23 protein-coding genes are annotated in these 24,816 nt (G+C 60.4%); 15 read left to right on the plus strand and 8 right to left on the minus strand.

Annotated elements, in window-relative coordinates; genetic code table 11:
- Positions 1-74: 74 nt before the first annotated feature.
- A complete protein-coding gene (locus KQI84_04935; GenBank protein MCB2154209.1) occupies positions 75-2,309 on the minus strand; it encodes a hypothetical protein in 2,235 nt (744 codons plus the stop codon).
- A 247-nt stretch (positions 2,310-2,556) separates the two neighbouring features.
- Between KQI84_04935 and KQI84_04940 the strand changes: the two genes are divergently transcribed.
- Positions 2,557-3,003 (plus strand): Hsp20/alpha crystallin family protein, encoded by a 447-nt coding sequence (locus tag KQI84_04940; GenBank protein MCB2154210.1) that lies wholly within the window; start codon positions 2,557-2,559, stop codon positions 3,001-3,003.
- On the plus strand, positions 2,997-5,447 hold the full coding sequence (gene lon, locus KQI84_04945) for an endopeptidase La (protein ID MCB2154211.1): 2,451 nt from the start codon (positions 2,997-2,999) through the stop codon (positions 5,445-5,447). The genes KQI84_04940 and lon overlap by 7 nt, the downstream gene beginning before the upstream one ends.
- 4 nt (positions 5,448-5,451) lie before the next feature.
- On the opposite strand, the gene KQI84_04950 is transcribed toward lon, so the two are convergent.
- Complete coding sequence (locus KQI84_04950) at positions 5,452-6,519, minus strand: radical SAM protein (protein MCB2154212.1); 1,068 nt, start codon at positions 6,517-6,519, stop codon at positions 5,452-5,454.
- A 179-nt stretch (positions 6,520-6,698) separates the two neighbouring features.
- On the opposite strand from KQI84_04950, the gene KQI84_04955 reads away from it, so the two are divergent.
- On the plus strand, positions 6,699-7,874 hold the full coding sequence (locus KQI84_04955) for a beta-lactamase family protein (GenBank protein ID MCB2154213.1): 1,176 nt from the start codon (positions 6,699-6,701) through the stop codon (positions 7,872-7,874).
- Positions 7,875-7,885: 11 nt separating this feature from the next.
- A complete protein-coding gene (gene moaC, locus KQI84_04960; GenBank protein ID MCB2154214.1) occupies positions 7,886-8,374 on the plus strand; it encodes a cyclic pyranopterin monophosphate synthase MoaC in 489 nt (162 codons plus the stop codon).
- A 97-nt stretch (positions 8,375-8,471) separates the two neighbouring features.
- On the opposite strand, the gene KQI84_04965 is transcribed toward moaC, so the two are convergent.
- Together KQI84_04965 and KQI84_04970 are read right to left on the minus strand one after the other, a co-directional pair.
- Entirely contained in the window at positions 8,472-9,665 is a 1,194-nt protein-coding gene (locus KQI84_04965) for a sensor histidine kinase (GenBank protein MCB2154215.1), read from the minus strand.
- A complete protein-coding gene (locus KQI84_04970) occupies positions 9,662-11,074 on the minus strand; it encodes a sigma-54 dependent transcriptional regulator (GenBank protein MCB2154216.1) in 1,413 nt (470 codons plus the stop codon). The genes KQI84_04965 and KQI84_04970 overlap by 4 nt, the downstream gene beginning before the upstream one ends.
- 213 nt (positions 11,075-11,287) lie before the next feature.
- On the opposite strand from KQI84_04970, the gene tsaD reads away from it, so the two are divergent.
- Positions 11,288-12,370: a tRNA (adenosine(37)-N6)-threonylcarbamoyltransferase complex transferase subunit TsaD gene (gene tsaD / locus KQI84_04975; GenBank protein ID MCB2154217.1), complete on the plus strand. Its 1,083-nt coding sequence runs from the start codon at positions 11,288-11,290 to the stop codon at positions 12,368-12,370.
- On the opposite strand, the gene def is transcribed toward tsaD, so the two are convergent.
- Positions 12,367-12,939, minus strand: a complete 573-nt coding sequence (gene def / locus KQI84_04980) for a peptide deformylase (protein MCB2154218.1) — start codon at positions 12,937-12,939, stop codon at positions 12,367-12,369. The two genes, tsaD and def, sit on opposite strands and share 4 nt — an antisense overlap.
- A 201-nt stretch (positions 12,940-13,140) precedes the next feature.
- Here def and hisI point away from each other — a divergent pair, with 201 nt between their 5' ends.
- The 6 genes from hisI (at position 13,141) to KQI84_05010 (ending at position 18,164) form a co-directional block, all read left to right on the plus strand.
- On the plus strand, positions 13,141-13,548 hold the full coding sequence (hisI, locus tag KQI84_04985; protein MCB2154219.1) for a phosphoribosyl-AMP cyclohydrolase: 408 nt from the start codon (positions 13,141-13,143) through the stop codon (positions 13,546-13,548).
- 33 nt (positions 13,549-13,581) lie between these two features.
- Positions 13,582-15,111 (plus strand): anthranilate synthase component I, encoded by a 1,530-nt coding sequence (gene trpE / locus KQI84_04990; protein MCB2154220.1) that lies wholly within the window; start codon positions 13,582-13,584, stop codon positions 15,109-15,111.
- Entirely contained in the window at positions 15,108-16,085 is a 978-nt protein-coding gene (locus tag KQI84_04995; protein MCB2154221.1) for a D-glycerate dehydrogenase, read from the plus strand. Before trpE ends, KQI84_04995 begins: the two co-directional genes overlap by 4 nt.
- A gap of 11 nt (positions 16,086-16,096) precedes the next feature.
- The gene (locus KQI84_05000) at positions 16,097-16,837 is read left to right on the plus strand and encodes a class I SAM-dependent methyltransferase (GenBank protein ID MCB2154222.1); all 741 of its coding nucleotides are present in this window, start codon (positions 16,097-16,099) and stop codon (positions 16,835-16,837) included.
- Positions 16,834-17,604, plus strand: a complete 771-nt coding sequence (locus tag KQI84_05005; protein ID MCB2154223.1) for a lipopolysaccharide kinase InaA family protein — start codon at positions 16,834-16,836, stop codon at positions 17,602-17,604. Before KQI84_05000 ends, KQI84_05005 begins: the two co-directional genes overlap by 4 nt.
- A gap of 149 nt (positions 17,605-17,753) precedes the next feature.
- The gene (locus tag KQI84_05010; protein ID MCB2154224.1) at positions 17,754-18,164 is read left to right on the plus strand and encodes a hypothetical protein; all 411 of its coding nucleotides are present in this window, start codon (positions 17,754-17,756) and stop codon (positions 18,162-18,164) included.
- Positions 18,165-18,173: 9 nt separating this feature from the next.
- Here KQI84_05010 and KQI84_05015 read toward each other — a convergent pair whose 3' ends face one another.
- The 3 genes from KQI84_05015 to KQI84_05025 all read right to left on the minus strand — a co-directional run bounded on the left by KQI84_05015 (position 18,174) and on the right by KQI84_05025 (position 21,756).
- Complete coding sequence (locus tag KQI84_05015; GenBank protein ID MCB2154225.1) at positions 18,174-20,042, minus strand: hypothetical protein; 1,869 nt, start codon at positions 20,040-20,042, stop codon at positions 18,174-18,176.
- A gap of 92 nt (positions 20,043-20,134) precedes the next feature.
- Positions 20,135-21,028: a phosphoribosylglycinamide formyltransferase gene (purN, locus tag KQI84_05020; protein ID MCB2154226.1), complete on the minus strand. Its 894-nt coding sequence runs from the start codon at positions 21,026-21,028 to the stop codon at positions 20,135-20,137.
- A 104-nt stretch (positions 21,029-21,132) separates the two neighbouring features.
- Positions 21,133-21,756 carry a sulfite oxidase-like oxidoreductase gene (locus KQI84_05025; protein MCB2154227.1) on the minus strand — a complete coding sequence of 208 codons (624 nt, stop codon included), beginning with the start codon at positions 21,754-21,756 and terminating at the stop codon, positions 21,133-21,135.
- A gap of 172 nt (positions 21,757-21,928) precedes the next feature.
- Between KQI84_05025 and KQI84_05030 the strand changes: the two genes are divergently transcribed.
- The 4 genes from KQI84_05030 (at position 21,929) to KQI84_05045 (ending at position 24,649) form a co-directional block, all read left to right on the plus strand.
- On the plus strand, positions 21,929-22,411 hold the full coding sequence (locus tag KQI84_05030; protein ID MCB2154228.1) for a GNAT family N-acetyltransferase: 483 nt from the start codon (positions 21,929-21,931) through the stop codon (positions 22,409-22,411).
- A gap of 82 nt (positions 22,412-22,493) precedes the next feature.
- Positions 22,494-23,054, plus strand: coding sequence for a DUF2179 domain-containing protein (locus tag KQI84_05035; GenBank protein MCB2154229.1), 561 nt, complete (start codon positions 22,494-22,496; stop codon positions 23,052-23,054).
- A 90-nt stretch (positions 23,055-23,144) separates the two neighbouring features.
- Positions 23,145-23,639, plus strand: a complete 495-nt coding sequence (locus KQI84_05040) for a hypothetical protein (GenBank protein MCB2154230.1) — start codon at positions 23,145-23,147, stop codon at positions 23,637-23,639.
- Complete coding sequence (locus tag KQI84_05045) at positions 23,636-24,649, plus strand: ABC transporter permease (GenBank protein ID MCB2154231.1); 1,014 nt, start codon at positions 23,636-23,638, stop codon at positions 24,647-24,649. The genes KQI84_05040 and KQI84_05045 overlap by 4 nt, the downstream gene beginning before the upstream one ends.
- The last annotated feature ends 167 nt before the right edge of the window (positions 24,650-24,816 follow it).

The raw sequence follows: 24,816 nt of genomic DNA on the forward strand, positions 1-24,816 counted from the left end.
TGAGACGATGCGGAAGGGGCGCTCCCGGATCAACCGAAAGCGCCCCCTGATGCCTCTTCAAGCCTTGAAAGACCTCACGGCGATGGCAGCGTTGGGTAGGCAACCATCCCGATCGACCACCCCAGCAGAACTTCCGCATCGACCCGATCGACAACGCCATCCGAGTTCACGTCCCATTCGAATGTGTAGGTTAGCAGTCCGCCCGCAGCCAGGACTGCCCGGGCCATCTCAATCCCATCCGTCATGTTGGTTACCCCGTCGCCATTGTAGTCGCCGTACGACGGTTTCTTATTCGGATTGTGCGGATTCGATCCCAGCAGATCCTCAATCTGGTCCGTGAACCCATCGCCATCCGTATCCGTGTAATCGATGGGGGTTGGAGACGGTGTGACCGACGGCGTTGGGCTGGGAGTATCGGACGGTGTCGGCGATGGCGTATCCGATGGCGTTGGGCTGGGCGTATCACTTGGAGTCGGCGATGGCGTATCGCTTGGCGTCGCAGTCGGCGTGTCTGAAGGCGTTGGTGTTGGGGTATCCGACGGCGTTGGACTTGGTGTGTCGGAAGGAGTTGGGCTGGGTGTGTCGCTCGGAGTGGGAGACGGCGTATCGCTTGGCGTCGCAGTCGGTGTGTCCGATGGCGTTGGTGTTGGCGTATCCGAGGGTGTTGGACTTGGAGTATCCGACGGAGTCGGGCTGGGAGTGTCGCTGGGAGTTGGCGACGGCGTATCGCTTGGCGTCGCAGTCGATGTGTCCGATGGCGTTGGTGTTGGGGTATCCGATGGTGTTGGACTTGGAGTATCCGACGGAGTCGGGCTGGGAGTGTCGCTCGGAGTCGCAGTCGGAGTGTCTGAAGGCGTGGGTGTGGGAGTGTCCGACGGTGTTGGACTCGGAGTATCTGACGGCGTGGGACTTGGTGTATCGCTTGGCGTCGGCGAAGGCGTATCGCTCGGCGTCGCGGTTGGAGTTTCCGTGGGAGTCGGGCTCGGCGTTGGCGTCGGCGTCGCGGCGCCGGGCAACTCCAGCGTCAGGATGTTCGCAAATCCGAACCCGCTATAGGAAGGAAACGCAATGATCCGGCCGCCGTCCGCTGACTGACGAATCGACATTTTGGTGAATTGCCCGCCCGGAAAGTAGGTCTTCCGCGTGATCCACGACGTATTTGTCCCTGTGACAGAAGTATCGAAGGAATAAAGTCGGCTCTCCGCAGTAGCGCTGCTTGCCGAAGTCTTCATCATGAACGCGCCGTAGCTGCCGTCGCCGGTCAAAACCAGCGGGTCGACGTTCTCCTCGCCCAGGTGCAGATCGGCCGACTCGGGCATGAAGCTGCCCCGATACGTCAAAGTCCCATTGCTATTGATCGTCAGGTAATTAACGCCGACGGGCAATCCACCCGCAGGCGATTGGCCTACGAAGGCCAGCGTGTTACCCCGTGCCAGCATGAAGTCGCCATCCCGGATCGTACCCGCCGTCGTGATATCGCCGGTAATCGAAGTCAACGTCCCCGTCTGGCTTGCATCGAATCCCATCAGCAGCGAGCCATTCGGGATCGCGAGATAAAGGTAAGCCGAATCGTCGGAGAAACACGTCGCCCCCCCCGTCAGAATCGACAGCGATCGCGTGTAAGTCGCCACTTCGGTCAGTGCGTACGTCGTGGGATCGACCGAGTAGAGATAGAGTTGGGCTTCGCTGCTTCGGCCCGGCTGAAACAGCGCCACCTTCGACCCGTCCAGCGAGATATCGATGTCGTAGATCAACCCATTGCGATTCTGGAAGTTGGCGAATTCGCCGTCGGGCGAGACCCCGAAGACATATCCGTACGTTTTGCTGCCGGTCGTATAGCCGCGAAGGATCACGAATCGCCCGAGCGGATCCACCTCCATTTCTTCCCAGTAGTCCGGGGGCGTCGAAACCGTCACCGTCCCCGCATTGCTGATCGCTCCAGTTCCTGGAATGATATCGAAGAAATCGACATTCCCTGATGGCAGCGATGTTGCCACGCCCAGGATCCCGTTTCGCGAAATCGCGCTCTGCGTCGAATTCGGAGACGATGCGGCGGTTCCCAGCGTCGTTGAGAACGTCCCAGTCCCGTTGGCATCGGCTGTCACACCCTTGCCGCCGGTCGATGGGTCAGTCCCCGCGCTGAACAGCAGATTCCCGCTCCCGTCCAGCGAATGAAAGAACATCTCCGACTGGCTGAACGTGCCAGTGCTGGTCAGATCCCCGGGCGCGGCCACCAGCGTGGCGGCCCCCGAAAGAAGCGCAAATGATAGTATCGGCGCCGCGATCCGGCGCAGGGCAGAGTTTCGCATGTGGACAACGATCCCCAAATCGGAATGAAAGCAGGAAGAAAGCCTATAAGCTCTAAGGGGTTAATGCTAGCCCGATTCCAGGGTTTTACTCCGACTTGCCCCGCGTCCACACAATCGCTAGACTTCACTTCGTGTTGAGATGGAATGGCTCTCGCAAACCCCGGCATTTCGGGGCCGATTGCGTGCGAGAGTGTGTCATCCCGCCCAAGTATGCCCTCGGGCGCGAGCCTGGAAGGAGCAGTCCGGCATGAGCGAAAGCAAGAAACGCCGACACCCGTCCCGTCCCTCCGGCGGGCCGTTCGACCCCCTCGCGACGCCTGTTCGGCCATGGTTCTCCCTAGCCGGCCAGCCCTGGGTCCCCCAGACCGACGTCGCTGAATCCGAGGAGTTTATCCTCATCCGGATGGAGGTCGCCGGCATCTCGATGGACGAGTTGTCCGTCACTCAGGAGGAGCAGACGATCGTCGTCCAGGGCTATCGCTCTCCACCGCCCCGAGAGGAACACTGCAGTTACCAATTGATGGAGATTCAGTACGGCCCCTTCGAACGCGTCTTCGAGTTCCCCGCGTCCCTGGAACTGGAGGAAATCACCGCCACGTACGATGCCGGCTTTTTGAATATCCGCATCCGAAAGACTGCCAAGGCACCGCGCAAACCCATCTCTCTTCGTATCAAGGTTCAGGAGGAATCGTGAGCAAGTCCGACGACATTCTGCCGATCAAGCCGTTGGAAACGCACCAGGAGGGCATCCCCTTCCCGGAGCAGGTCCCCATTCTGCCGACGAACAACCCGATCGTCTTCCCGCATATGATCGCGCCCGTGATCCTGGAAGACGAAGCCATGAAGGGTCCCATCGACGACGTGCTGCAAGGCGATCGCCTGATTGGCCTGTTTCCGACGCTTCCGAGTGAAACAGACGAAGACGAGCAGGAAGCCACGCTCTTTCGTGTCGGGACGCTCTGCGCCGTCCTGCGAATGCTGAAGATTCCCGACGGAACGATGCGTTTGCTCGTGCATGGTGCGGCCCGCATCAAGATCGAAGAAATCGTTCAGCAGGAGCCCTATCCGATCGCGCGCATCAAGCGACTCGACGAGCGTGAAGTCGAGGACATGGAAGTCGAGGCGCTCAAGAAGCAGACTCTCGATACATTGCGCCGCGCCGTCGATCTGGCGAATCTGCCGGAGGATTTGTTTGTTGCCGCACTGAACGTCGAGGACGCCGGAAAGCTGGCCGACCTCGTTGCGACAAACACGAATCTGAACCAGGAACAGCAGCGCGAGATTCTCGCCGAGATGAACACAAAGCGTCGTCTCCGCAAGGTCTTCGAGATGCTGACGCGCGAAGTCCAGGTGATGGAGATCGGCTCCAACATCTCGGAGAAGGTCCGCGAAAGCGTCGACAAGAACCAGCGCGAATTCTTCCTGCGTGAGCAGATCAAAGCGCTGCAGACCGAACTCGGCGAGCAGGATCCTCATCAGCAGGAAATGAATGAACTGCGCCTTCGCCTCGAACAGAAGGCGATGCCCGATCATGCACGCGAGACCGCCGAGAAGGAACTCGGACGCCTCGCCGTGTTGGCTCCGCAGGCAGCCGAGTACAGCGTCATTCGCACGTACCTCGATTGGATTCTTGACCTGCCGTGGGAAGAGAAGACTGACGACCACATCGATCTGCAGAAAGCCGCGAAGATCCTGGACGAGGACCACTACGGCCTTGAGAAAGTCAAAGAGCGTATCCTCGAATTCCTCGCCGTGATTCGTCTGAAGGGCGGCGACCTTAAGGGCCCGATCCTGTGCCTGGTCGGTCCTCCGGGAGTTGGCAAGACCAGCCTTGGGCGCTCCATCGCGCGCGCCACCGGCCGGCATTTCAATCGCTTCTCGCTCGGCGGCATGCGGGACGAGGCCGAAATCCGTGGTCATCGCCGGACTTACATCGGAGCAATGCCTGGCCGCATCATCAAGGCCCTCAAGGAAGCTGGAACGATCAATCCCCTGATCATGCTCGACGAAGTTGACAAACTCGGCGCTGATTTCCGCGGAGATCCGGCCTCCGCCCTGCTCGAGGTTCTCGACCCCGAACAGAACGACACCTTTGCCGATCACTATATGGATATGCCCGTGGATCTCAGCAAGGTCATGTTTATTACGACAGCGAACTCGCTCGACACAATCCCCGGTCCGCTGCGCGATCGCATGGAGATCATCCGTCTCGCCGGCTATACGCTCGAAGAGAAAGTCGAAATCGCGAAGCGCTTTCTCGTGCCTCGCGAAATCGGGAACAACGGCCTGAAGAAGTCGGAGATATCATTCCATCTGGCCGCACTGCGGCACATGGTCGACAACTACACGAACGAAGCAGGCGTGCGTTCGCTGCAGAAACAAATCGCTTCGATCTGTCGCAAGGTTGCGCGCCTGAACGCCGAGCAGGACAGCGCCGACGAAGCAGCCGGCAAGAAGCTTCGCAAGCACAAGCGCATCCCCGTGGATGCGGACAAAGTCGAAGAGTTCCTCGGCCCGCCGCGGGGCTACAAAGAAGTCGCCGAACGCATGGGACGTCCGGGCGTTGCCGTCGGGCTCGCATGGACGCCGGTTGGTGGAGAGATTCTCTTCATCGAATGCACGCGCTTCCCTGGAAAAGGCAACCTGCGCCTGACGGGGCAACTCGGCGACGTGATGAAAGAGTCCGCCACCGCCGCGATGACTTACCTGCGCTCGAATCTTGACCTGATCGGAGTCGAAGATAAAGAGTTCTCCGAATATGACTTCCACTTGCACGTGCCCGCCGGTGCCACGCCCAAGGACGGTCCCTCTGCCGGCGTCGGCATGGTGTCCGTGCTGGCGTCACTTGTCACGGGCCGTCGCGTGAATGATTATCTTGCCATGACAGGCGAGATCACCCTGCGCGGCAGCGTCTTGCCCATCGGTGGTGTGAAGGAAAAGTGCCTTGCGGCCTATCGCGCCGGCATCAAGGACGTTTGCCTGCCGGGCAAGAACAAGAACGACCTGGAAGACGTTCCCGAGCAGGTACGCAAAGCCGTGGACTTCCACTTCGTCGATCGAATCGAGGAATTGCTCCCCCTGGCACTCGAGGGGGGCTCCAAGAAGCCGAGCAGGAAGAAGGGGAAGCGTAAGAAGTAGCGCGCTACTCTTTCGTCTGCATGCGATTCAGATTCACGCAGCCGTAGCACGCCTTCGGCACTTCGCCGCGTTTCCACTGGCGCCGGAACCGGTCGTATTCGTCTGAATCCAGAAGCTCGACGAACTTCGTCAGGCTCAGATTTCCGATGACGCCGTCTTCCGTCGGGCGATCTTCCGGTGCGATGTAGGGCTTCACGTCCAGCTTATTCAGATAGCAGCACGTCGATACGTTGCCCTTGTAGTCGACGAAGATCATGTTCGTCGGCCGCACCAGGCACTCGCCATTCACCTCAAACCGGCGTGGATGCACAATCAGTTCGATGCCGACCTCTTCTGCGACCTTGCGAGCTTCTGCGACCGTCGCCGCGTACTTCTCATTCCATTCCGGCGTCAGATCAGCAGCGATGCCGGTATCCCACATCGCATGATCCAGATCGGAGCGATCGATTCCCGTCTCCATGTGCTTCGCGGTGAAGCGCTCGAAATTCTTCTCTGCCGCCAAACGAATCGCGTCCGGCAACTGATGCAGGTTCGTCTTCATCATGACGAACGTCCACTCCAGTCGGGTCGGTGCGTTCATTTCCTTGCGCAACGCATCCATGTGCGCCATGCGTTCCATCAGAATCTTGAACGTGCCCTTGCCGCGAACCTGCTCGTAGACCTCCGGCTCCGACGCATCACACGAGATGTTGATCGTATCCACGCCGGTTTCCAGCACACGGCGCGACAATGGCTCCTTCAGCAGCAAGCCGTTCGTCGTAAAGCAGGACCAGACGCCGGCTTCCTTCGCCAGCCTCAGCATCTCCACCAGGTCCTTGTTCATCAGCGGTTCGCCCCACCCGGTCAGATGGAGATACTTGAACCGCGGAAGCACCGGCAGGATGCGATCCTTGAACATCTGCAACTGGAACATGCCCTGAAGCGACTCGTCGAAATGCCGCGGACACATCACGCACTTCAGATTGCACGCGTACGACGACTCAATGCTCAGCGTTTCCGGAAACGGCAGCGGTTCCTCGCGTCCAGCCAAGCGTTTGCCCAACCCCTTCAGTTTGTTGATCACAGCAGCCATCCAGTTGTCCGATCCTGATATCACCCGGTGTCGCAAACGCGCCCCCGAAACTAGCCTGAAAGTCTGAGGCCGCCCCCCAGCCCTGTCAACCACTGGGGCTCTGGCGCGGGCCGGGCGCCTGCACACTGCCCTTGCCTCGGTTCGGCCCGATCGGTTCCATGGGCCGCGAAAGGATACACATGCTTCGCACGCCCCACACAGCCTTCCTGTTCCTTGTCTTAGCAACCCTCGCGCTAGCCGGATGCGCACGAGATAAGCCGCTTCGCGCCAATCCGGCATCCCTGGGGTTTGTGCCCGACACCAACGTCGGGCTGGATGTGCTGCTGAACCAGGCGGTTCGGGATGGCTCTGTTCCCGGTGCTGTTCTCTCCGTCGCGCGCGATGGGCGAATTCTCTATGAGCGCGCCGTTGGCTATCGGGATCCTTCCGGCAAGCATCCTCTCCCAATGACCCGCGCGACGTTGTTCGACGTCGCCTCGCTGACAAAGCCCGTCGCCACGGCCCCCGCGACTCTGCTGCTCAACTGCCACCAGCATCTGTCACTCACCGATCCCGCCGGGCCATTCACGCCGCGCGAACTGCTCCTCCACACCTCCGGGCTGAACGCCTACATCGACTGGCGCGACCTGCAGGCTCTTGGTAAGGGCAGTTCACCGGCGGAGAGCATCCTGGCCGCGTCTGTGAATGCGCGCGAAATCCCCGACGGGCGCGGCTACTTCGCGTACAGCAACCTCGGTTACGTCATCCTGGCGAGCGTCGACGAGGACGCCGCCGGCGAGAGCCTCGAGTCTTTTCTGCGCCGTGAGCTCTGGGATCCTCTCGGCATGACGCACACCACCTTCTATCCTCCCACGCCCACCAAAGAGAATAGGATCGTCTTTGCGCGCACCAGCGACGACCAGCAGCCCGGCCGCCCCTTCGATCCGCTCGCCGACTACATTCTCTCCGTCTACGAGAATCGCTGCCCCGGGCACAGTGGCCTCTTCTCAACCGCCGGCGACTTGACGATCTACTGCCAGGCTCTTCTGCAGCCACGGACCTTTCATGTCGAATCCCTCGATTGCCTCTCCAAGCAACTGATCTCCAATCCGGTCGATCTTGGCAGTTGGGACGGCGAGGGCGCGCTTGTGCTTTCCACCGGGAAGGTTCGTCGGACGCTCGGATTCGCTATCGATCCGCGAGTCGAAGGCGATGCGGCCCTCTTCCACACAGGGTACACTGGAACGGCGATCTGGTTGAATCGCGAAACGGGCGTGTCGGTTGTCTTGCTGACAAACGCGGTCTACACCGGCGATGATCGTTGGCAGACGCTGATGCGCGAAGTCATTGCTCTCGTGCAGCGCAACACACTCTGACGGAGTTTCCCATGGCAGACTCGAAGAAGTCTCTCACGCACCTCGACCCCAAGGGCGACGTTCATATGGTTGACGTTGGTGAGAAAGACAGGACCGCTCGCGAAGCCATCGCCGAGGGAGAACTCCATGCCCGCCCCGATGTCCTCGACGCGCTCTTCGGGGGAGAACTGAAAAAGGGCGATGCACTCGCAGCCGCTCGAGTGGCGGGCATTCTCGCATCGAAGCGGACGCCGGATCTCATTCCCCTCTGTCATCCCATCGCGACGAGCTATGCATCGATCGACATCACGCGAGCCACCGATCGCGACTGCGCAATCGTGAGAGCGACCGTTCGTGTGACGGAGCGCACCGGCGCCGAAATGGAAGCCCTCACCGCGGCCTCAGTCGCATTGCTGACGCTGTACGACATGGCGAAGGCGCTTCAGAAAGATATGCGAATCGAAGCAGTTCGCCTGCGCAAGAAAACCGGGGGAAAAAGCGGCGATCTAGAACTCCCCTGACCGAACATCTCGAACGAACTTGAGGTGACTTGAGCATCCTTGCTCAAGCCCAGCAGGCGCCAGCCCTCTTCGCCGGCGCTTTCATGTTCAAGAAATCTCAGCCCACCCCAACCTCGCGCGCAAACGAGTCCTCTTCCTCAGCTCTGTAGGGGAATTCCAAACAGAACCGCGACGAGGGAAGTGAAGTCTGATCGAGCCGAATCCGGCCGCCCTTTGAGGAGATAATCCGATCCACGATCGACAAGCCAAGACCCGTTCCCGTGTCTCGAGTCGAGAAGAACGGCTCGAAGATGCGCGACGCCATATCCGCTCGAATTCCCGGGCCGGAGTCCTCGACGGACACCATTGCGAATTCTGCCTTTCGCGCTAGTCCCACGCGAATCCACCCGTTCTTTCCGACTGCATCCATCGCGTTCAGGAGGAGATTGAGGAAAACCTGACGAATATGAGGCTCCGCATACGGCACTTCGACAGATTCTTCAGAGAACTCCAATCGAATCTCGATCCCGCGCTTCTCAGCTTCGTGGATCAGAAGATCGCGCGTCTTGCGAATGGCCTCATCCACGAGGCACGTCGCGCGCACATCTTCAGACTGGTTCTTTTCCTGCCGCGCAAACTCCAGAAAGCGTTCGACCGTCTTGTTCAGACGCTCTGTTTCCTCGATCAGGATTTCATAGAAATCCGGATCGTCATCCTCGCCGCTCGCGCCTTCCGGTGCTTCCTGGCACTCGTGGCGCCAGCGATCGCGCAGGATCTCCACCGAGGTCTTGATGCTCGCGAGTGGATTGCGAATCTCGTGGGCGAAACCGGCGCTCAATCGTCCCAGCGCCGCCAGGCGATCCGATCGCCGCAACTGTTCCTCCAGCGTGAAGAGCTCTTCCGTGCGCTCGCGCAATCGCTCGTAGGCCTGCTCTCGACCGAGTCGCGCGCTCTGCTCCTGCGCACGCGCTTCCTTCTCGGCATCCAGTGCGGCCTCCTCTCGTTCAGACAAGAAGCCGGTGAGGCCGCCGATCACATGGAACATCACCATTTCGAGAATGCGAAAGGGCAGAGTGGTATGTGGCATGTGCCATCCGTGCAGTGCATGCGGGAAGTACGCGATGCTGATCAGCCCTGCCGTGATCAGGCCCCAACGGCACCCGAACCAAAGCCCCGCCAGAACGATTGGAATGTAGTACACACGCTGCAGAAGTTCGTGCGTTCCACTCGCATCCGGCGAAATCACATAATGCGCCACCGTTACGCCGATGGCGAAGAAAGCGACAATCCCGATGCGAACTCCCTTCGTCATCTTGCTTCTGCTTTCGTCTTGTCGCCGTATTGGGGAATAATCCCGTACTTCTGCAGTCGGTAAATGAATGCCTGGCGGGGGAGATTCAACAACTCCGCGCCCTTCTTCTGATTGTGCTGACTCTTCTCCCAAGCCGCTTCGAGGAGTTGCCGCTCGATTTCTTCAAACTCCACGCCTTCGTCGGGAATCTCGATCCCGCCGCCCGCCAGGAGATTCGATTGTCCCGGCGCCTTGGGCCCACGGCCGATCGCCAGATCGCTTGCCTCCAACGTTTCCAGCCCCGGCCTTAGAGCGCACGCCCGCGCGATCACGTTCTCCAACTCGCGAATATTCCCAGGCCAGTTGTGGGCCTTCATCTCTTCCATCGCGTCGTCGGAAATTCCCGCGCCAGGAGCTCCATACCGCGCCAGAAAATGCTTCACCAACATCGGCAGATCGTCCCGGCGCGCTCGCAACGGCGGCAATTCCACCGGCACAACGGCCAGGCGATAGTACAAGTCCTGGCGGAACGCGCCTTCCTCGACGCGCGCTTCCAGCGGCTGATTCGTCGCCGCCACCACACGCACATCCACGCGGCGAGCCTTGTTCTCGCCGATCGGCGTCACCTCGCCTTCCTGCAACGCGCGGAGCAACTTCGCCTGAAGCGCCATTGGCATGTCGCCGATTTCATCCAGAAACAGCGTTCCGTTGTGGGCCGCCTCGAACTTTCCCGTGTGATCCACGACGGCGCCCGTGAACGAGCCTTTTCGATGGCCGAACAACTCAGACTCGAGCAACTCGCCCGGAATCGCCGCGCAGTTGAGAACCACGAACTGCCCCGAGGCCGACCGCGGTCCATCGAAGTGCAACGCTCGCGCGGCCAATTCCTTGCCCACGCCGGACTCGCCACGCAGCAGCACCGTGGCTTCCGACTCCGCCAGGCGCTGAAGCGTCTCGCGCAGCTTCTTGATCGCCGGCGAGGTGCCGATCATTCGATCGGCCGTCGGGCGACCGCCGACCTTCTCCCGCAGCAGCCTGTTCTCGCGCCGCAGCCGGCTGCTCTCCGTGACGCGCTCGATCGCGAATCGCAACGCATCGCGATTCACCGGCTTGGTCACGTAGTCCGACGCGCCGGCCGTCATCGCATCCACCGCGTTCTCGATACTCCCGAATGCCGTCACCACGATCACGGGCGGTGGATCCTGGATGCGCTCCTTCACGGCCGCCAGGAACTCGATCCCGTCCATGACTGGCATTTTCACATCGCAAAGTACCACGTCCGGGCGATTCGCGGCGAGAGCCTCCAGGCCCTCCTGTCCGTTGGCAGCCGTGGTCACCTCATAGCCTGCCTCGCGCAGGGCGAAGGCCGTGACCTTGCGGAAATTCTTGTCGTCGTCGATGAAGAGCAGGCGGATTTTTGACGTGGCCATGTGGACCTCCAGTGTCTTGCTTCCGAACAAGGCACGCCCTGTGCCAGCCCGAAACCTCCCACAACCAGCCCGTTTCCCATCATTCGCTTCCCGCAATAACGCGGCCAATGCTGGAAATGAAGCAGAGATGGCGGGAGGGATGCTGCCTCGGAAGTCGAAAACCGACAGCCCCGTCCATCTGTCCCATTGCGCCCGGCCCGGCCCCTCGGCACGATGCCGCCCATGTTGGTTTTGGGCATCGAAAGCTCCTGCGATGAGACGGCTTTCTCCGTTGTGGAGAATGGCACCCGCGTGCTTTCCAACGCCATCGCCTCGCAGATCGACCTGCACCGCAGATTCGGCGGCGTCGTGCCCGAAATCGCCAGCCGAGCCCACCTGGAGTGCTGCGTACCACTGATGCGGCAATCCCTGGAAGAGGCCGGCGCCAGCCTGGACGACGTGGACGCGCTGGCGGTGACGCGGGGGCCCGGGCTCGCCGGGTGCCTGCTTGTCGGCGTCGAGTACGCCAAGGGCCTTGCCCTGCGCCGCGGAAAGCCCCTGATCGCCGTTCACCACATCGCTGGACACCTGTACTCACCGTTCATTGGTCGCGAAACGAACGCCTGGGGTGAGCCGACTGATGGACCCGCCTCGACGAGCGAACCGTACCTCGGACTCGTGATCAGCGGAGGCCACAGCAGCCTGGTTCACGTGCAAGGCCCGACCGAATTCGAAATCCTCGGCGAGACCCTCGATGATGCGGTGGGGGAGGCCTACGACAAGGTAGCAAAGCTCCTGGGACTCGGCTATCCAGGCGGACCGCTGATCGATCAGGCGGCCACGAATGGCGATCCGAAGGCTTTCGACCTGCCCCGGCCCGTCATGCACACGAAGGATTTCAACTTCTCGTTCTCGGGACTGAAGACCGCCGTGGCACGCCTCGTCGAAGAACGCGAAGCCGGCGGGCACAACGCGCTCGACGAGCAATTCGTCGCGGATGTGGCAGCATCGTTCCAGGCTGCGGCCATCGATGTCCTACTGAAGAAGACCGGCCGGGCGCTCAAGCAAACTGGCCTGAGCCGTCTGGCGCTCGCCGGCGGTGTTGCCTGCAATCGCGGCCTTCGAGCCGCCGTCGCGAAGCGATTCGCGAAGATTCAGGTCGCGATTCCCGACCCGGAATACTGCACGGACAACGCCGCCATGATCGCCGGATTAGGCTATCACCTGGCCGCGGAGACGTCGAAAGATGCGAATTTTGGAATGAACGCCGCCCCGTCCATGAACCTGGTTCCGGCGGCGAAGTGGCGCGACGGCTAACCTTCCATCATCGCCATCGTTGCCTTCTTGATGCGATTCAGCTTCCCAGCCAGCAGCTTGCGCTTCACCGTGCCGAGGTGATCGACAAACAGCACCCCGTTCAGGTGATCGATCTCGTGCTGCAGCACCCTCGCGCGTATCTCATCCACTTCTTCCTCGTGGATTTCGCCGTCCAGATCCATCCAGCGCAGTTTGATCGACAGCGGGCGATAGACTTCCCCTTCTACCTCCGGGATCGACAGACAGCCCTCCGTGTAGGGGCCGTCCAACTCGCTCGATTCAAGAATCTCGGGGTTCAGGTAGACTTCCAGGTGGCGCGGCCGATCGCCCGAGCGTTTCGCCTTTCGGGCCCGCGGCGTGTCCGCATCGTCGGACTGCCGAACGTCAATCACAAGAATCCGGCGCAGGTCTCCGACCTGATTCGCGGCGAGGCCAATCCCTGCCGCCGAGTACATCGTTTCGCCCATGTCCTCGGCCAGTCGCCGCAACTCATCGGTCACTTCCTCAATCGGTTTCGCCGTCTCCCGCAGGACTGGATCGCCGTACTTCCGAATTTCCAGAATCGCCATCTTGTTACCCATCAGAAAAATCGCGCTCTTGCCACGCCGCGAGAAGCATACCCGCTCGATCGTCTCAGGCAAGCGGAGTTGAAGCCCGATTCCTCGACGCGTTCGTTGTCCCCAATTCCACATTCTCCTTGCTCGGAGCATCCCCAGCGGCCGACCCTTGCGGCCTTGCATTGTCGCAGGGAAACCCATTTGTCGGAAGGATTGCGCGTGAGCACCGAAGAGCTGATCGATCTCGTCAAATTCGACGACCGGGGACTCGTTCCCGCCATCTGCCAGGACGCCGAGACCGGCGAAGTTCTTATGATGGCCTGGATGAATCGCGAGAGCCTTGCTCTCACCCTCGAGAAGCGCACGGCCTGCTATTGGTCCCGCTCGCGCCAGAAGCTCTGGTTGAAGGGCGAATCCAGCGGCCACGTCCAGAAAGTCAAGGACGTGCGGCTCGACTGTGACGCGGACTGTGTGTTGATTCGGGTGGAACAGGAAGGGCCCGCGTGTCACACTGGTTTCCGCTCCTGCTTCTATCGCCATGTCGAAGACGGCGAGTGGCGCGACGACGGCGAACGTCTCGTGACACAGGAAGCAATGGACCGCAAATACGGGCGCTCCTGAGGCCCCCTCCCGATTGAACGTCGGAGCCGATCAATGATCACCCCAAGTTTCGAAGAGTTTTGCCGGCGCGCAGAGCGCGGCAATCTGGTCCCCATTTCGCGCGAGATTCTCGCCGATCTCGAAACGCCCGTCTCCGTTTTCCGGAAGCTCAACAGCAGCCATTTTGCCTTCCTGCTTGAGTCCGTCGAGAACGGCGATCAACTCGGACGCTACTCGTTCCTTGGCGCCGATCCGTTTCTGATTTTTAAAGCCCGCGGCCATGAGCAGGAAGTCATCTTCCAGAACGAAGAGCGCGACTTCCGCACAGAAGATTCGCCCCTCAAGACGCTGCGGCACCTGATGAATCATTACGTCCCCGTTCCGGACCCGGACCTGCCCCCCTTCACCGGTGGCGCCGTGGGTTTCATGTCCTATGACGTGGTTCGCTACTTCGAGGAAATCCCCGACGAGAATCCGGACGACCTGAATCTGCCGGACTGCCTGTTCATGGTGGCGGATTCGCTCGTCGCATTCGATCACGTGAAGCGTCGCATGATCCTGATCGTGAATGCGCACGTTGAGGATGATCTTCAGCGTTCCTACGATCGCGCCGTGTACAAGTTGGACAAACTGCACGAGCGCGTTGTCGCGCCGTCCGTTCCTCCGACGCCGACTGCGTCCGACGATCCGCGCGAACTCGTGACGAAGTCGACATACTCGAAGGAGGCCTTCGAGAAGGCGGTCGAAAGCGCGAAGGAATACATCAAGGCCGGCGACATCTTCCAGGTCGTTCTCAGCCAGCGTCTGCAGACAGAGATCGATTGCGAGCCGTTCGATGTTTACCGCGCACTGCGAGCCGTCAATCCATCGCCCTACATGTTCTATCTCAGTTGCGGCGACTTGAAGCTCGCCGGTTCTTCCCCCGAGATTCTCGTTCGTTGCGGGGAAAAACGCGTCAACGTCCGGCCGATTGCGGGTACCCGCAAGCGTGGCGCGACGATCGAGGAAGACAAGGCGCTCGAGAAGGATCTGCTTGCCGACGAGAAAGAACTGGCCGAGCACGTCATGCTCGTGGATCTCGGCCGCAACGATGTCGGTCGCGTGTCGAAGTACGGCAGCGTCCATGTTACCGACTTCAAGATCATCGAACGCTACAGCCACGTCATGCACATCGTCTCGAATGTGGAAGGCGAACTGCAGGACGGCAAGGATGCGTTCGATGTGCTGGCAGCATGTTTCCCGGCCGGCACTGTGAGCGGCGCGCCCAAGATACGTGCGATGGAAATCATCGATGAACTCGAGCCCGTCCGACGCGGTCCGTATGCCGGCGCCGTCGTGTACTTCGGCTTCAACGGCACGATGGATTCCTGCATCACGATCCGCACGGCCGTGATCAAAGGCCAGACCGTCTACGTCCAAGCCGGTGCCGGTCTTGTGGCCGACAGCGTCCCCGCGACGGAGTACGAGGAAACGCTGAACAAGGCCCGCGGTCTGCTGAGTGCGCTCGAGATGGCGAACCAGGGCCTCGACCAGGCGCCGCGTCCCGCCGCCGGCGAAGAAGTGGGCGCCCAGGAGCTTTCATGAAAGTCCTTGTCACACGCCCCATTCCGGAAATCGGCGTCACGCGGCTGCGCGATGCCGGCCACGAAGTCATTGTGCGCGAAGAGGATTCGCCGATTCCGCGCGAGGAACTACTGCGCCTGCTCGATGGCTGCGAAGCGGCCGTCACAATGTTGACGGAACGCATCGACGAGGATCTCCTCGCGCAGCACGAACAACTGCGTGTCGTTGCGAACTTCGCCGTCGGATTTGACAACATCGACGTTCCAGCAGCAACAAAGCACAATGTCGCCGTTACGAACACGCCGGATGTGCTGACCGACGCGACGGCTGACCTCGCGTGGGCTCTGATGCTCGCGGCCGCACGGCGCGTCGTTGAAGGCGACGCCTACGTTCGTTCCGGCGAATGGACCGGTTGGGGGCCGTTGCAGATGCGCGGATTTCATATCACGGGCAAGACGCTCGGCATTGTCGGCCCCGGACGCATCGGCGGCGCAATGGGCAAGCGCGCCGGGGGCTTTGGTATGAAGGTCCTCTACGCTGGCAACGCGCGTCGTCCCGAATTCGAAAGTCAAACCGGCGGCGAGATGGTTTCGCTCGAAGAGCTCCTGGCCAAGTCGGACTTCGTGTCGCTGCACTGTCCGTTGACGCCGAAGACACGCCACCTGCTTGGGGCGGAGCAATTCAAACTGATGAAGTCTACCGCTGTCCTCGTGAATACAGCGCGCGGCGCAGTCATCGACGAGAACGCGCTGGTCGACGCACTTCGCTCAGGAGAGATCGGCGCGGCCGGCCTTGATGTGTTCGAGCAGGAACCGAAGATTCATTCCGGCCTCTTCGAACTAAAGAATGTCGTGATGCTTCCGCATCTCGGCAGCGCCACGCATCAGACCCGCGACGTTATGGCGGAGCTTTGTGCCGAGAACATCCTCGCAATCGATCGCGGCGACTGGCCAAAGACGATCCTGAATCCGGATGTTCTCGAAACGCAGATTTAAAGAGGGACGCAGTGAGCGCCTACGAGAATCTGGCCCGCTATTACTCCGACATCTTTCCCCTGTCGGAAAAGCTCTGTAACTTTCTCAATCCCCTTGTTGAGCAATGTCAGGACACCAACAAGGCGTGGCTCGACGTGGGAGCTGGAACGGGAAACCTGATCGTCTGGTTGGAGGAGAATCACGTCGAGGCTCATGGGCTCGAACCAGATCCCGACTTCGTCGCTGAGGCACAGCGCCGCCTCAATGGCTCTCCAGAACGCATCGTGCGGGGAGCTTTACAAGACCTTGGTAACTTCTACGGAAGTGGGCAGTTTGGCGCCATCACTTGTCTCGGCAATGTACTTGCCCATGTGGATTCTCTGGATGAAGTTCGGGCTTTCTTCAGCCATACGGCATCCCTCCTAGCCTCGGGGGGCGCAGCCATCGTGCAGGTCGTGAACTTCGATCGAGTGCTGGCTCGAAGGACCTGGGAGTTCCCCGTTCTCAAACGGAATGCTGCCGACGGCACCCCGATCGACTTCCAACGAGCCTACACGCCCCAGGGCGAGCACCTTCTCTTCACAACTGCCTTGCATGCCGGCGGTGTGGAATACCAAAACGAAGTCAGGCTTCTCCCACTCCATCGCGCGGACTTGATGGATATCGCGAAGACATGCTTTGATCGCGTCGACCTGTTTGGCGACTACGGCTCCCCGTGGAGTCTCGACGCGCCGGCCACAATCCTCTACGTCACAGTGGAGCCGGAATCATGACCGCCAAGATGTCCCCCAAGCCCTGGCAACGCGAAGCCCTCCGCGGTCTCGTTTTGCCCGGCTACGAGGATCTCGACCCCGCCGGGTTGCCTTGGGAAGACGCTGCTGCAAAGCGGCCCCTGGAAGGCGAACACAGTGTCGCGAAACGTTCCCGCTCCCGACTTGTCATCCGCATCGAGCATGAGGGCGAGACGCTTTACGTCAAGCGCGCCCTTGCCCGGACACTTCCCCGTGTTGTTTCCGCTTTCCTTCTCGGCCCGAAGACCTTTCGCGAGTGGCGTACGGCGCACGAGTGGCTGGATCAGGGCCTTCGCGTGCCGGAGCCCGTCCTTGTTGCATCGCAGGGAAAGCGTCTCTCGTACTTGGTAACTCGCGGGCTGCCGGAGTCCTGGACCCCACTCAACGAATGGCTGAAAACGAACGGCCTCGACCTCGAAATGCTAAAGGACGTTGGACGACTGGCGCGCGCGCTGCACGATCGGCCTGCCTATCACGCCGATTATCGCACGGACCACATCTACCGCACCGACGCGCCTGCAGATGCTCCCCTTTTCGAGCGCTTCGCATTCATCGATCTCGATGGCGCGTTTATCGGCAAGCCGGTGAGCACAGAACAGCGCCGTCAGGCACTCGTGCAGTTTCTTGTTTCCCTCAAACGTCGCGACGCTTCCGTCGAGCACGCCGCCGCGCTCGTCGCTGGATATGAAGAGGCGTCGCCCATTGGTCTCGACCCGGCTGCCCTCTTCAAACTCGCCGCTTCCACTTAATCGGTTTACTCGCGGAAGTTTCTCACTCCCACGGTCCAAAAACCGTGTGTGAAACTCGTCAAGTCAATGAAAGCACTTTTCGCGGTCCCCGAGGTGTGCTACGTTATCAATGTTTTTGAGGCGAGAAACACTCTCCTCGGGAGGAGACAATGACTACATCGTACGAAGACCTTCCTGCTGTTTCGGAAGAGTCCACCAAGCTCAACCTGAACCTCAGCTTGAGTGAAGACGGCCCGGATACACTGCGAATTCCAGCAGGTGAGCGGGTCACCCTTTCCCTTTTCAATACATCGGACGAAACACTGGAGATGGCCGCCGGTCACAACGCTTTCGCCGATGCCAGCGACTTCGAAGACGCTCTCTTTGAAGCTCCCAACATGCAAACGACAGCCATCGGCATGACAGCGGGCACACGCCGCGCAAAGGTCAAACTTGAACCCGGCCAGCAAGGCACGATGCAGTTCACGCTGCCGTTCGAGAAGCGCGGCCGTTGGCAGATGGTCATCTTCCGTCCTGGCCGCTTCAGTGCCGGCCGGCACGTGAATGTGATTGTCGACTAAGTTCGACTGTCAGTCGCTGATGTAATCCGCCGCCCAGGTTCGCGCCTGACGATTGCCCAGGATGTGAACCTGGCGCAGGCGCTTGAGCGTCTTGCGTGAGAACGACGCGAGCGGCAGATAGATTATGCCCACATTGTATTGTCGGGCATATTCGACAAGATCGCGATCCGGCGGCGTTGGTGCAACCCATGCCACGTACTTCTCCTCGCACAGCAGAATTGCTGAAGCGAGTAGCAGCCGTGCGCTCGTCCGCCACTGATATAGCTCCTGCACCGTCCAAACATCCGGGATTCCCCTCGCAGGGAACACCGAGAGGATTCCGTGGTACTCCGTGCGGGCGATCATGGGGCCAACCATCTCTTTGCCCAACGGCGCGCAATAGACCGAGATGTCCGATTCGTTCTGATTTTCGGCATAGAGCGTTGTGCGCCAAAGCTGTTCAGTCAGCAGGCAATCTTTCCAGACCAGAACAACCGGGCCGACATTGCCCGGCGGAACGCGTTCGCGTCGAACGTATAGCCGACCGCGATGCCAGTTGCGCATCGTCTCGCGAAAGTCCAGGCCGTCCAACATCGACGACGTGAACTCCTCGACGGTCGTGTGATCTTCCGAGATCGACTGCAGAGCACGCTTTCGCAGGAAGTCGAAGAAGTTCTCGATCCGCTCATCTTCCGGTGGCCACGAGCAAATCCCCAGGCCGAAGAAATACTGCGACGCGAAATCCTGTTGCCACTGCAGACGATCTCTCTGCGAGTGCCGGCGTCGCTTAAAGTTGAACTCCACCGTGTGCAACTCGGGCCGCGGATAGGCCGGCTCCGCGCGATCGAGTCCCTCGCCGACATCGACGTACAGATCCAGGCTGCGATGGCGACTCGGGTCTTCGGAGGGATCGCGTTCCTGATCCTCCTGGTTGGGCGGATAGGACGCAGCAATCTCCAACGCAATCGCGCCAAAGTCATCGTCCACGCATCCCTTCGACGCGATGACCAGTTCATAGATTCCCGGCACGAGACGTCCTCGCACCAGCGACAGATTTCGTCCGAACTGGTAGAGCGCCCGCCACTCCGTCAGGTTCACCTCTTCGTCAAACTCGTCGCGATATTGCGCGGAGGCCTTGTTCAGGATTTCAGAAAGTGCCGGCAGGACTTCAAACTGCTCATCGCCGCTTGCCTGTTGACGGAAGTTCTCGTATAGGTACGTCAGGTACGGCATCTCGCCCAGCAGCAGCGGCAAAAGGCGCTCGCCCATCGGCAGCAGACGAACCAATTCACGTTCCGCATCGATGTCCGGCAGGTTCGCTGCCTTCTTTCGATCGGCCAGCAAACGCCTGAACGCCGCCGTGTGCTGGACATCCGCAACCACGAGCGTGCGCGTCTCACCGGCCAGCCGAGCGATCCGTCCTGCCATGATCTTCTGCCGGGTTGTTTCGGCAACATCCGGCATCGCTTTCATCCATTGCTCGGCGAACGCCGCCGCCCCGATGCGCTCCAGAGCCAGCGGATCCGGATGCGAGCGATACGTTTCGCCGCGACCTGCATCCAGCGTGTCCACCAGTTCCACGCGAATGCCGTTTTCCAGCGCGAGCCGCGCCGCTTCGATCCGCGCATCGCAGGGATCCATGGCCAGCACCAGAGGCGAGCGCCCCTTCGGCTCCTTGAACGCAATCATCCCGACCCGCGGCAACTCCTCAAGGCCCTGGAGGAATGCCGCTCGTACAGCCCGCGGCACCTCGATTGCCACGCACTGCGGCTGAAATGCGAACAGCGCCCGCCGCGCCTCATTCGCACCACTGAGCGAATGCAGCAGCGTCGGCGCCATCGCCACATCCGGCGACAGCTCCATGTACGGCAGCGTTGGCAGGTCGACTCGCTCGCTCATAACCACATTCTACACACGCCGGAGCGCCCCAAGACAAGTGCCGTTAAGGCATCCTGGTAACATGCGCCCCACACCGGTTGGAGGGGGGACTCTCAGAACGAGTGGAACTTCTTGAAGAAGTCGTACCCTGGTTTGAAGACAACCTTGTTGTCCTTCACCATCAGTTCGCCGTTCACGAAGAGTTGCACCGCTTTCGAGAGCACTTTCGCCTCCAGCGTCTGGCCGCGATCTTTCACGTCATCCAGCGTGTCGTTGCCGTAATCGATGTGGAAAACGTCCTGGAGGATGATCGGCCCCTCATCCAAATCTTCCGTCACGAAGTGCGCCGTGCAACCCGCCACGCGGCGTCCGGTGTCGAAGGCCTGTTTGTACGCATTCGCTCCGGGATGGTAGGGGAGGAGCGAGGGGTGGATGTTAATGATGCGGCTCGGGAAGGCCTGAACAAACTCCGGTGTCAGAATTTGCATGTATCGCGCAAGAACGATGAGGTCGGGCTTCAGAGCCTGCAACTCCGCCAGCATCTCCTTGTCGCGTGCGGCCCGGTCCTTTTCATCGAAGACCCGGAACGGCAGGCCACGCTTCTCGACCATCGGCTCCAGGTCTGGCCGATTGGACCAGACGGCAGAAATCTCCGCCTCGATCGCGCCCGACTCCGCATCGTCCAGCAACGTCTTTAGGCAATGCGGTTCCTTTGTGCAGAGAATCACGATGCGCCGTTCGCGCCGGCGCCCCAGCAGACGGACCTCGATCTCCATGTTGATCTTCTGACCCAGATCGCCCAGGCCGTTGATCAACTGGTCCAGCGGCAACTCCAGGTCGGACAAGTCCACCAGCATGTTCATGAAGAACATGCCCTGCAGAACCTTCTGCTCGATGTCCTCGATATTGACGTCGCGCTCGGCCAGGAACGTCGACACGCGTGCCACCACGCCCTTCTGGTCCTGGCCGACGACGGAAACGATGGCGAGTATCTGTTTGTCCGGCACAACTGGCTCCTCGATCGAGTCTGAGTCCCCATCCCCAGGGGAACGCTCATTGCGCCAGATACTCGCAGCCTAACTCCAGCAAAAAGAATCGAATGACAGAATTGCTACTCGGAGAAGCGCTGTTCCTTCCACGGATCGCCGTAGTTGTGATAGCCGTGTCGCTCCCAGAATCCCGGCTGATCCTCGCGCATAAACTCGATGCCATTCAGCCACTTCGCGCTCTTCCAGAAGTAGAGCTTTGGCAGAACCAGCCGCACGGGTCCGCCGTGCTCGCGGTCCAGGGGTCGGCCCTCGTAAGTATGGGCCAGCAGCACCTCGTCCTCCAGGAAATCCGCCAGCGGGACGTTCGTTGTGTACCCGCCATAGCTGTGCTGCATCACGTGGGCGGCGCCCTCAGCCAACCCGCCCGTCCGCTCCTCGATCGCCGCGAGGAAGTCCTTCACCCGCACGCCTGTCCACGTCGTATCGAGCTTCGACCACGTCGTCACGCAGTGGATATCGCGCGTCAGCGTCGTTTGGGGCATCGCCATCAACTCATCCCAACTCACGACCGTTTCTTCTTTGACCAGCCCGAACACGCGACAGGTCCACTCCTGCTGGGCGATCTCGGGCGTCGGTCCGTAGGTCAGAACCGGAAACCCCTTGGTCAGGTGCTGCCCGGCCGGCACGCGGTCCGCATTCGGATCCGGCTCTGTGCTGGCTTTCTTGAGCTTGTTGAATAGCGACATGGTGGCTTTCTCGTGCGGTGGATTTGTCGGAGAAGGGAGCAAGACCCGGACCGGCGCAACGGTAAGCGCTCAAGCCCCTCCCATGACAGGAAAAACCCGCTCACCACCCAGCTTTTCCTTGTCCCAAAGGCCTCTCTCTGCGCCAGATAGAACGTTGAGGAAAGGACACATCATGCAAATCCAGCGGCTGCGAAAAGGCGATGAGGAGCGCGTCCAGGCCATTGCCGAGGCCTTCAAGGAGACTCGCCTCGATCCCGAGAGTGCGTCCGAAATCCTAGATCGGAACGATACGATCCTACTCGTTGCTATTCAACGGAACGAAGTCCTCGGCTTCGCCCTGGGATTCGTTCTTCCGCGCATCGACCACGCCGGCCGCATGTTATTCCTTTACGAAATCACCGTGAAGCCCGGCTATCGTCGCCGCGGCATCGCTCGTAACCTCTTCGGCGAATTCCTTCGCATCGGAAACGACAGCGGCGTCGTGAAGATGTTCGTCGTCACCAACGAGAATAACTACCCAGCCATGAGCCTCTGCCGATCCATGGGCGGAAAGCGCAAGAGCGCCGATGACGTGATCTACGAATTCTACTTCAACGACACGCCGATCGAAATCTCCGAATCCAGCGGACTCCACAGACGACTGAAAGGCCTCTAGTCCCTCCCAACTTCCTTGCTCCTCTGTCCGGTATGTCGGTACGATCTTTCCGCCGCTGAATCTTCGCGGAAGGAAAGGTGTCATGCCCTGGTTTGTCCCCGTACTCGTCTTTATCGCACGCATCATGGACGTTTCGATCGGAACCGTCCGCATTATCACGGTCACGAAGGGCCACAAGGCTCTGTCGGCCGTCCTCGGTTTCTGCGAAGTCACCATCTGGATCTTCGCCGTCTCCGCCGTCATTGTGAACATCCGAGAGAGCCTCTGGACGGTCTTTGCCTACGCCTCCGGCTTCTCGGTCGGGACGTTGGTCGGGATGGTCATCGAGGAGAAACTGGCGATCGGCACGCAGGTCATCCGAATCGTCAATCGCACCTCAGAGTTCGACCTGTCGGAGCTCCTTCGCCAGAAGGGCTTCATGGTCACCAAGGTGGAGGCCGCCGGCGGCCTCGGGCCCAGCGAACTCTGCTTCCTGGTCGTCCCGCGAAAGCGCACTCAGTCCGTCCTGGACGTCGTCGAGCAGAACTGTCCTTCCGCCTTCATCACGGTCGAAGATGTCCGCCGGAGTTCCGTCGAGACACGCCTTTTTCCCGGCCCTCGCAGTCAGACCCCCTTCTGGAAGCGCCTCACGAAGTTCAAGTAACCCCGTCCGCGCCTGTTGACGTCCACCGGCCGCACCCCGCATGATCCCTGCGGCTCGGAGTCGGGCCCATCTCACTGGAAGGATCTCATTGTGACGATCAGCCGCTGGATTTCCATGGCCACATTCGCCTTGGCGGTCGCGCTCGTCGGCTGCTCGACGACCCCGACGAAGTCCGCCGCGAAGACCGGTCCGGAAACCCCAGCCCGCCCGGTTGTGACCGAGGAGGACTTCCTCCGCCTTGCCGGTGGCGGAGTCCCCGATATTCTTAAGAACACCATCGAGATCCGCCACTACTCTGTTGAGATCACTCGCGATGAAGAGCTTCCAGAGCTGCGCCTTGAGCTCTTCAATCGTCTCGAAGACGAGCCCCTCCACCTTGAATTGCGCACGCTCTGGTTCCGCCAGGATGGGTCGCTGATCGATGCCTCGACCTGGGCACATGCGCTGATTCCGCCGCGCCGCGCCTATCGCTATCGCTGCCTGGCCTACTCGCCCTATGCCGTTCGCGAGCAGGTCCAACTCCGCCGCCTCTACGTCGGCGACGCCTCCGAAGAATTCCCGCCGCTGGAGGATGCCGCTCCGTGACCTGGTGGCTCTCCATGCTTCTGCCCATCGCGGTAGTGGCTGTGCTCGGGATTGCGATCTTCCCGCGCCAGGCTTGGCTCTTCGTCCAATCGTTCTTCCCCATGTTGCTCCGCAAGCTCCCTATGGCGCTGGCGACGCTCTGGTTTGTCGCAACCATGGTTTTTCTTCTGACCAAGGCGGCAGGCGGCGAGGAAATGTGGGGCGAAGGTCGCATCGATCCACTCGTTCGCCAGACCATGATCGAGCAATGGGGACTCGACCAACCGCTGTGGAAGCAGTACGTCATCCACATGAGCCAGTTGGCCCAGTTTAACACCATGCCCTCGCGCATGCAGCGCAACAAGACGCTTCGCGACATCCTGGCCGATCACCTGCCCTACTCTATGGCGCTCGGGCTACGCTCGATCGTGCTTGCGGTTATCCTCGGAATTCCAATCGGCGTCCTGTGCGCGCTCTTCCACAATCGCTGGATCGATCAGAGCGGAACGGTCCTGGCCCTGATTGGAGTGTCCGTTCCCAGCTTCATCCTCGCCTCGCTCGGCGTGTACTTCCTCGCGCGAAAGTGGCAGCTCTTCCCGGCCTCCGAATGGACCGGGCCATGGGCGCTGTGGATTCCCGCGGCTTGCCTCGGAGCGTTCCCCTTCGCGGCCGTCCTGCGCCTGACCCGCGCCTCGATGCTCGAGGCCCTTCGAGAAGACTACATCCGGACGGCCCGTGCGAAAGGCGTCGCCGAGTGGAAGGTTGTCCTGCGTCACGCGCTCAGAAATTCACTCAGCTCCGTCGTGACCTATATCGGTCCCGTCGTCGCTGGCGTACTCCTCGGCAGCCTCGTGGTGGAGAAGATCTTCGTGATTCCCGGGCTTGGCGACTTCTTCGTAAAGACGGTCAGCAATCGTGATATGCCACTGATATTGGGGTTGACCGTTTTCTACAGCGCACTCTTGATCTTTATGAACTTACTGGTGGATGCACTGTATCCGGTCCTGAATCCGCGCTTGCGCGATGAATAGGGGGTCAACAATCGACCGGCTTGACAGTTGGAAGGTTTATCTGCTTCGGTAGAACTGCAACCGACAGACGAACAGCAGATGGAACGGTCCAGGGTCTGAAACTGGCTTACGACGTTGCTGGCATTTTGGGTACTCTGAGATGCTCAGAGGCAGCCTGGAGCTGGAAG

This window comes from bacterium (assembly GCA_020444065.1).
In the GTDB taxonomy this organism is placed as follows: Bacteria; Sumerlaeota; Sumerlaeia; order SLMS01; family JAHLLQ01; genus JAHLLQ01.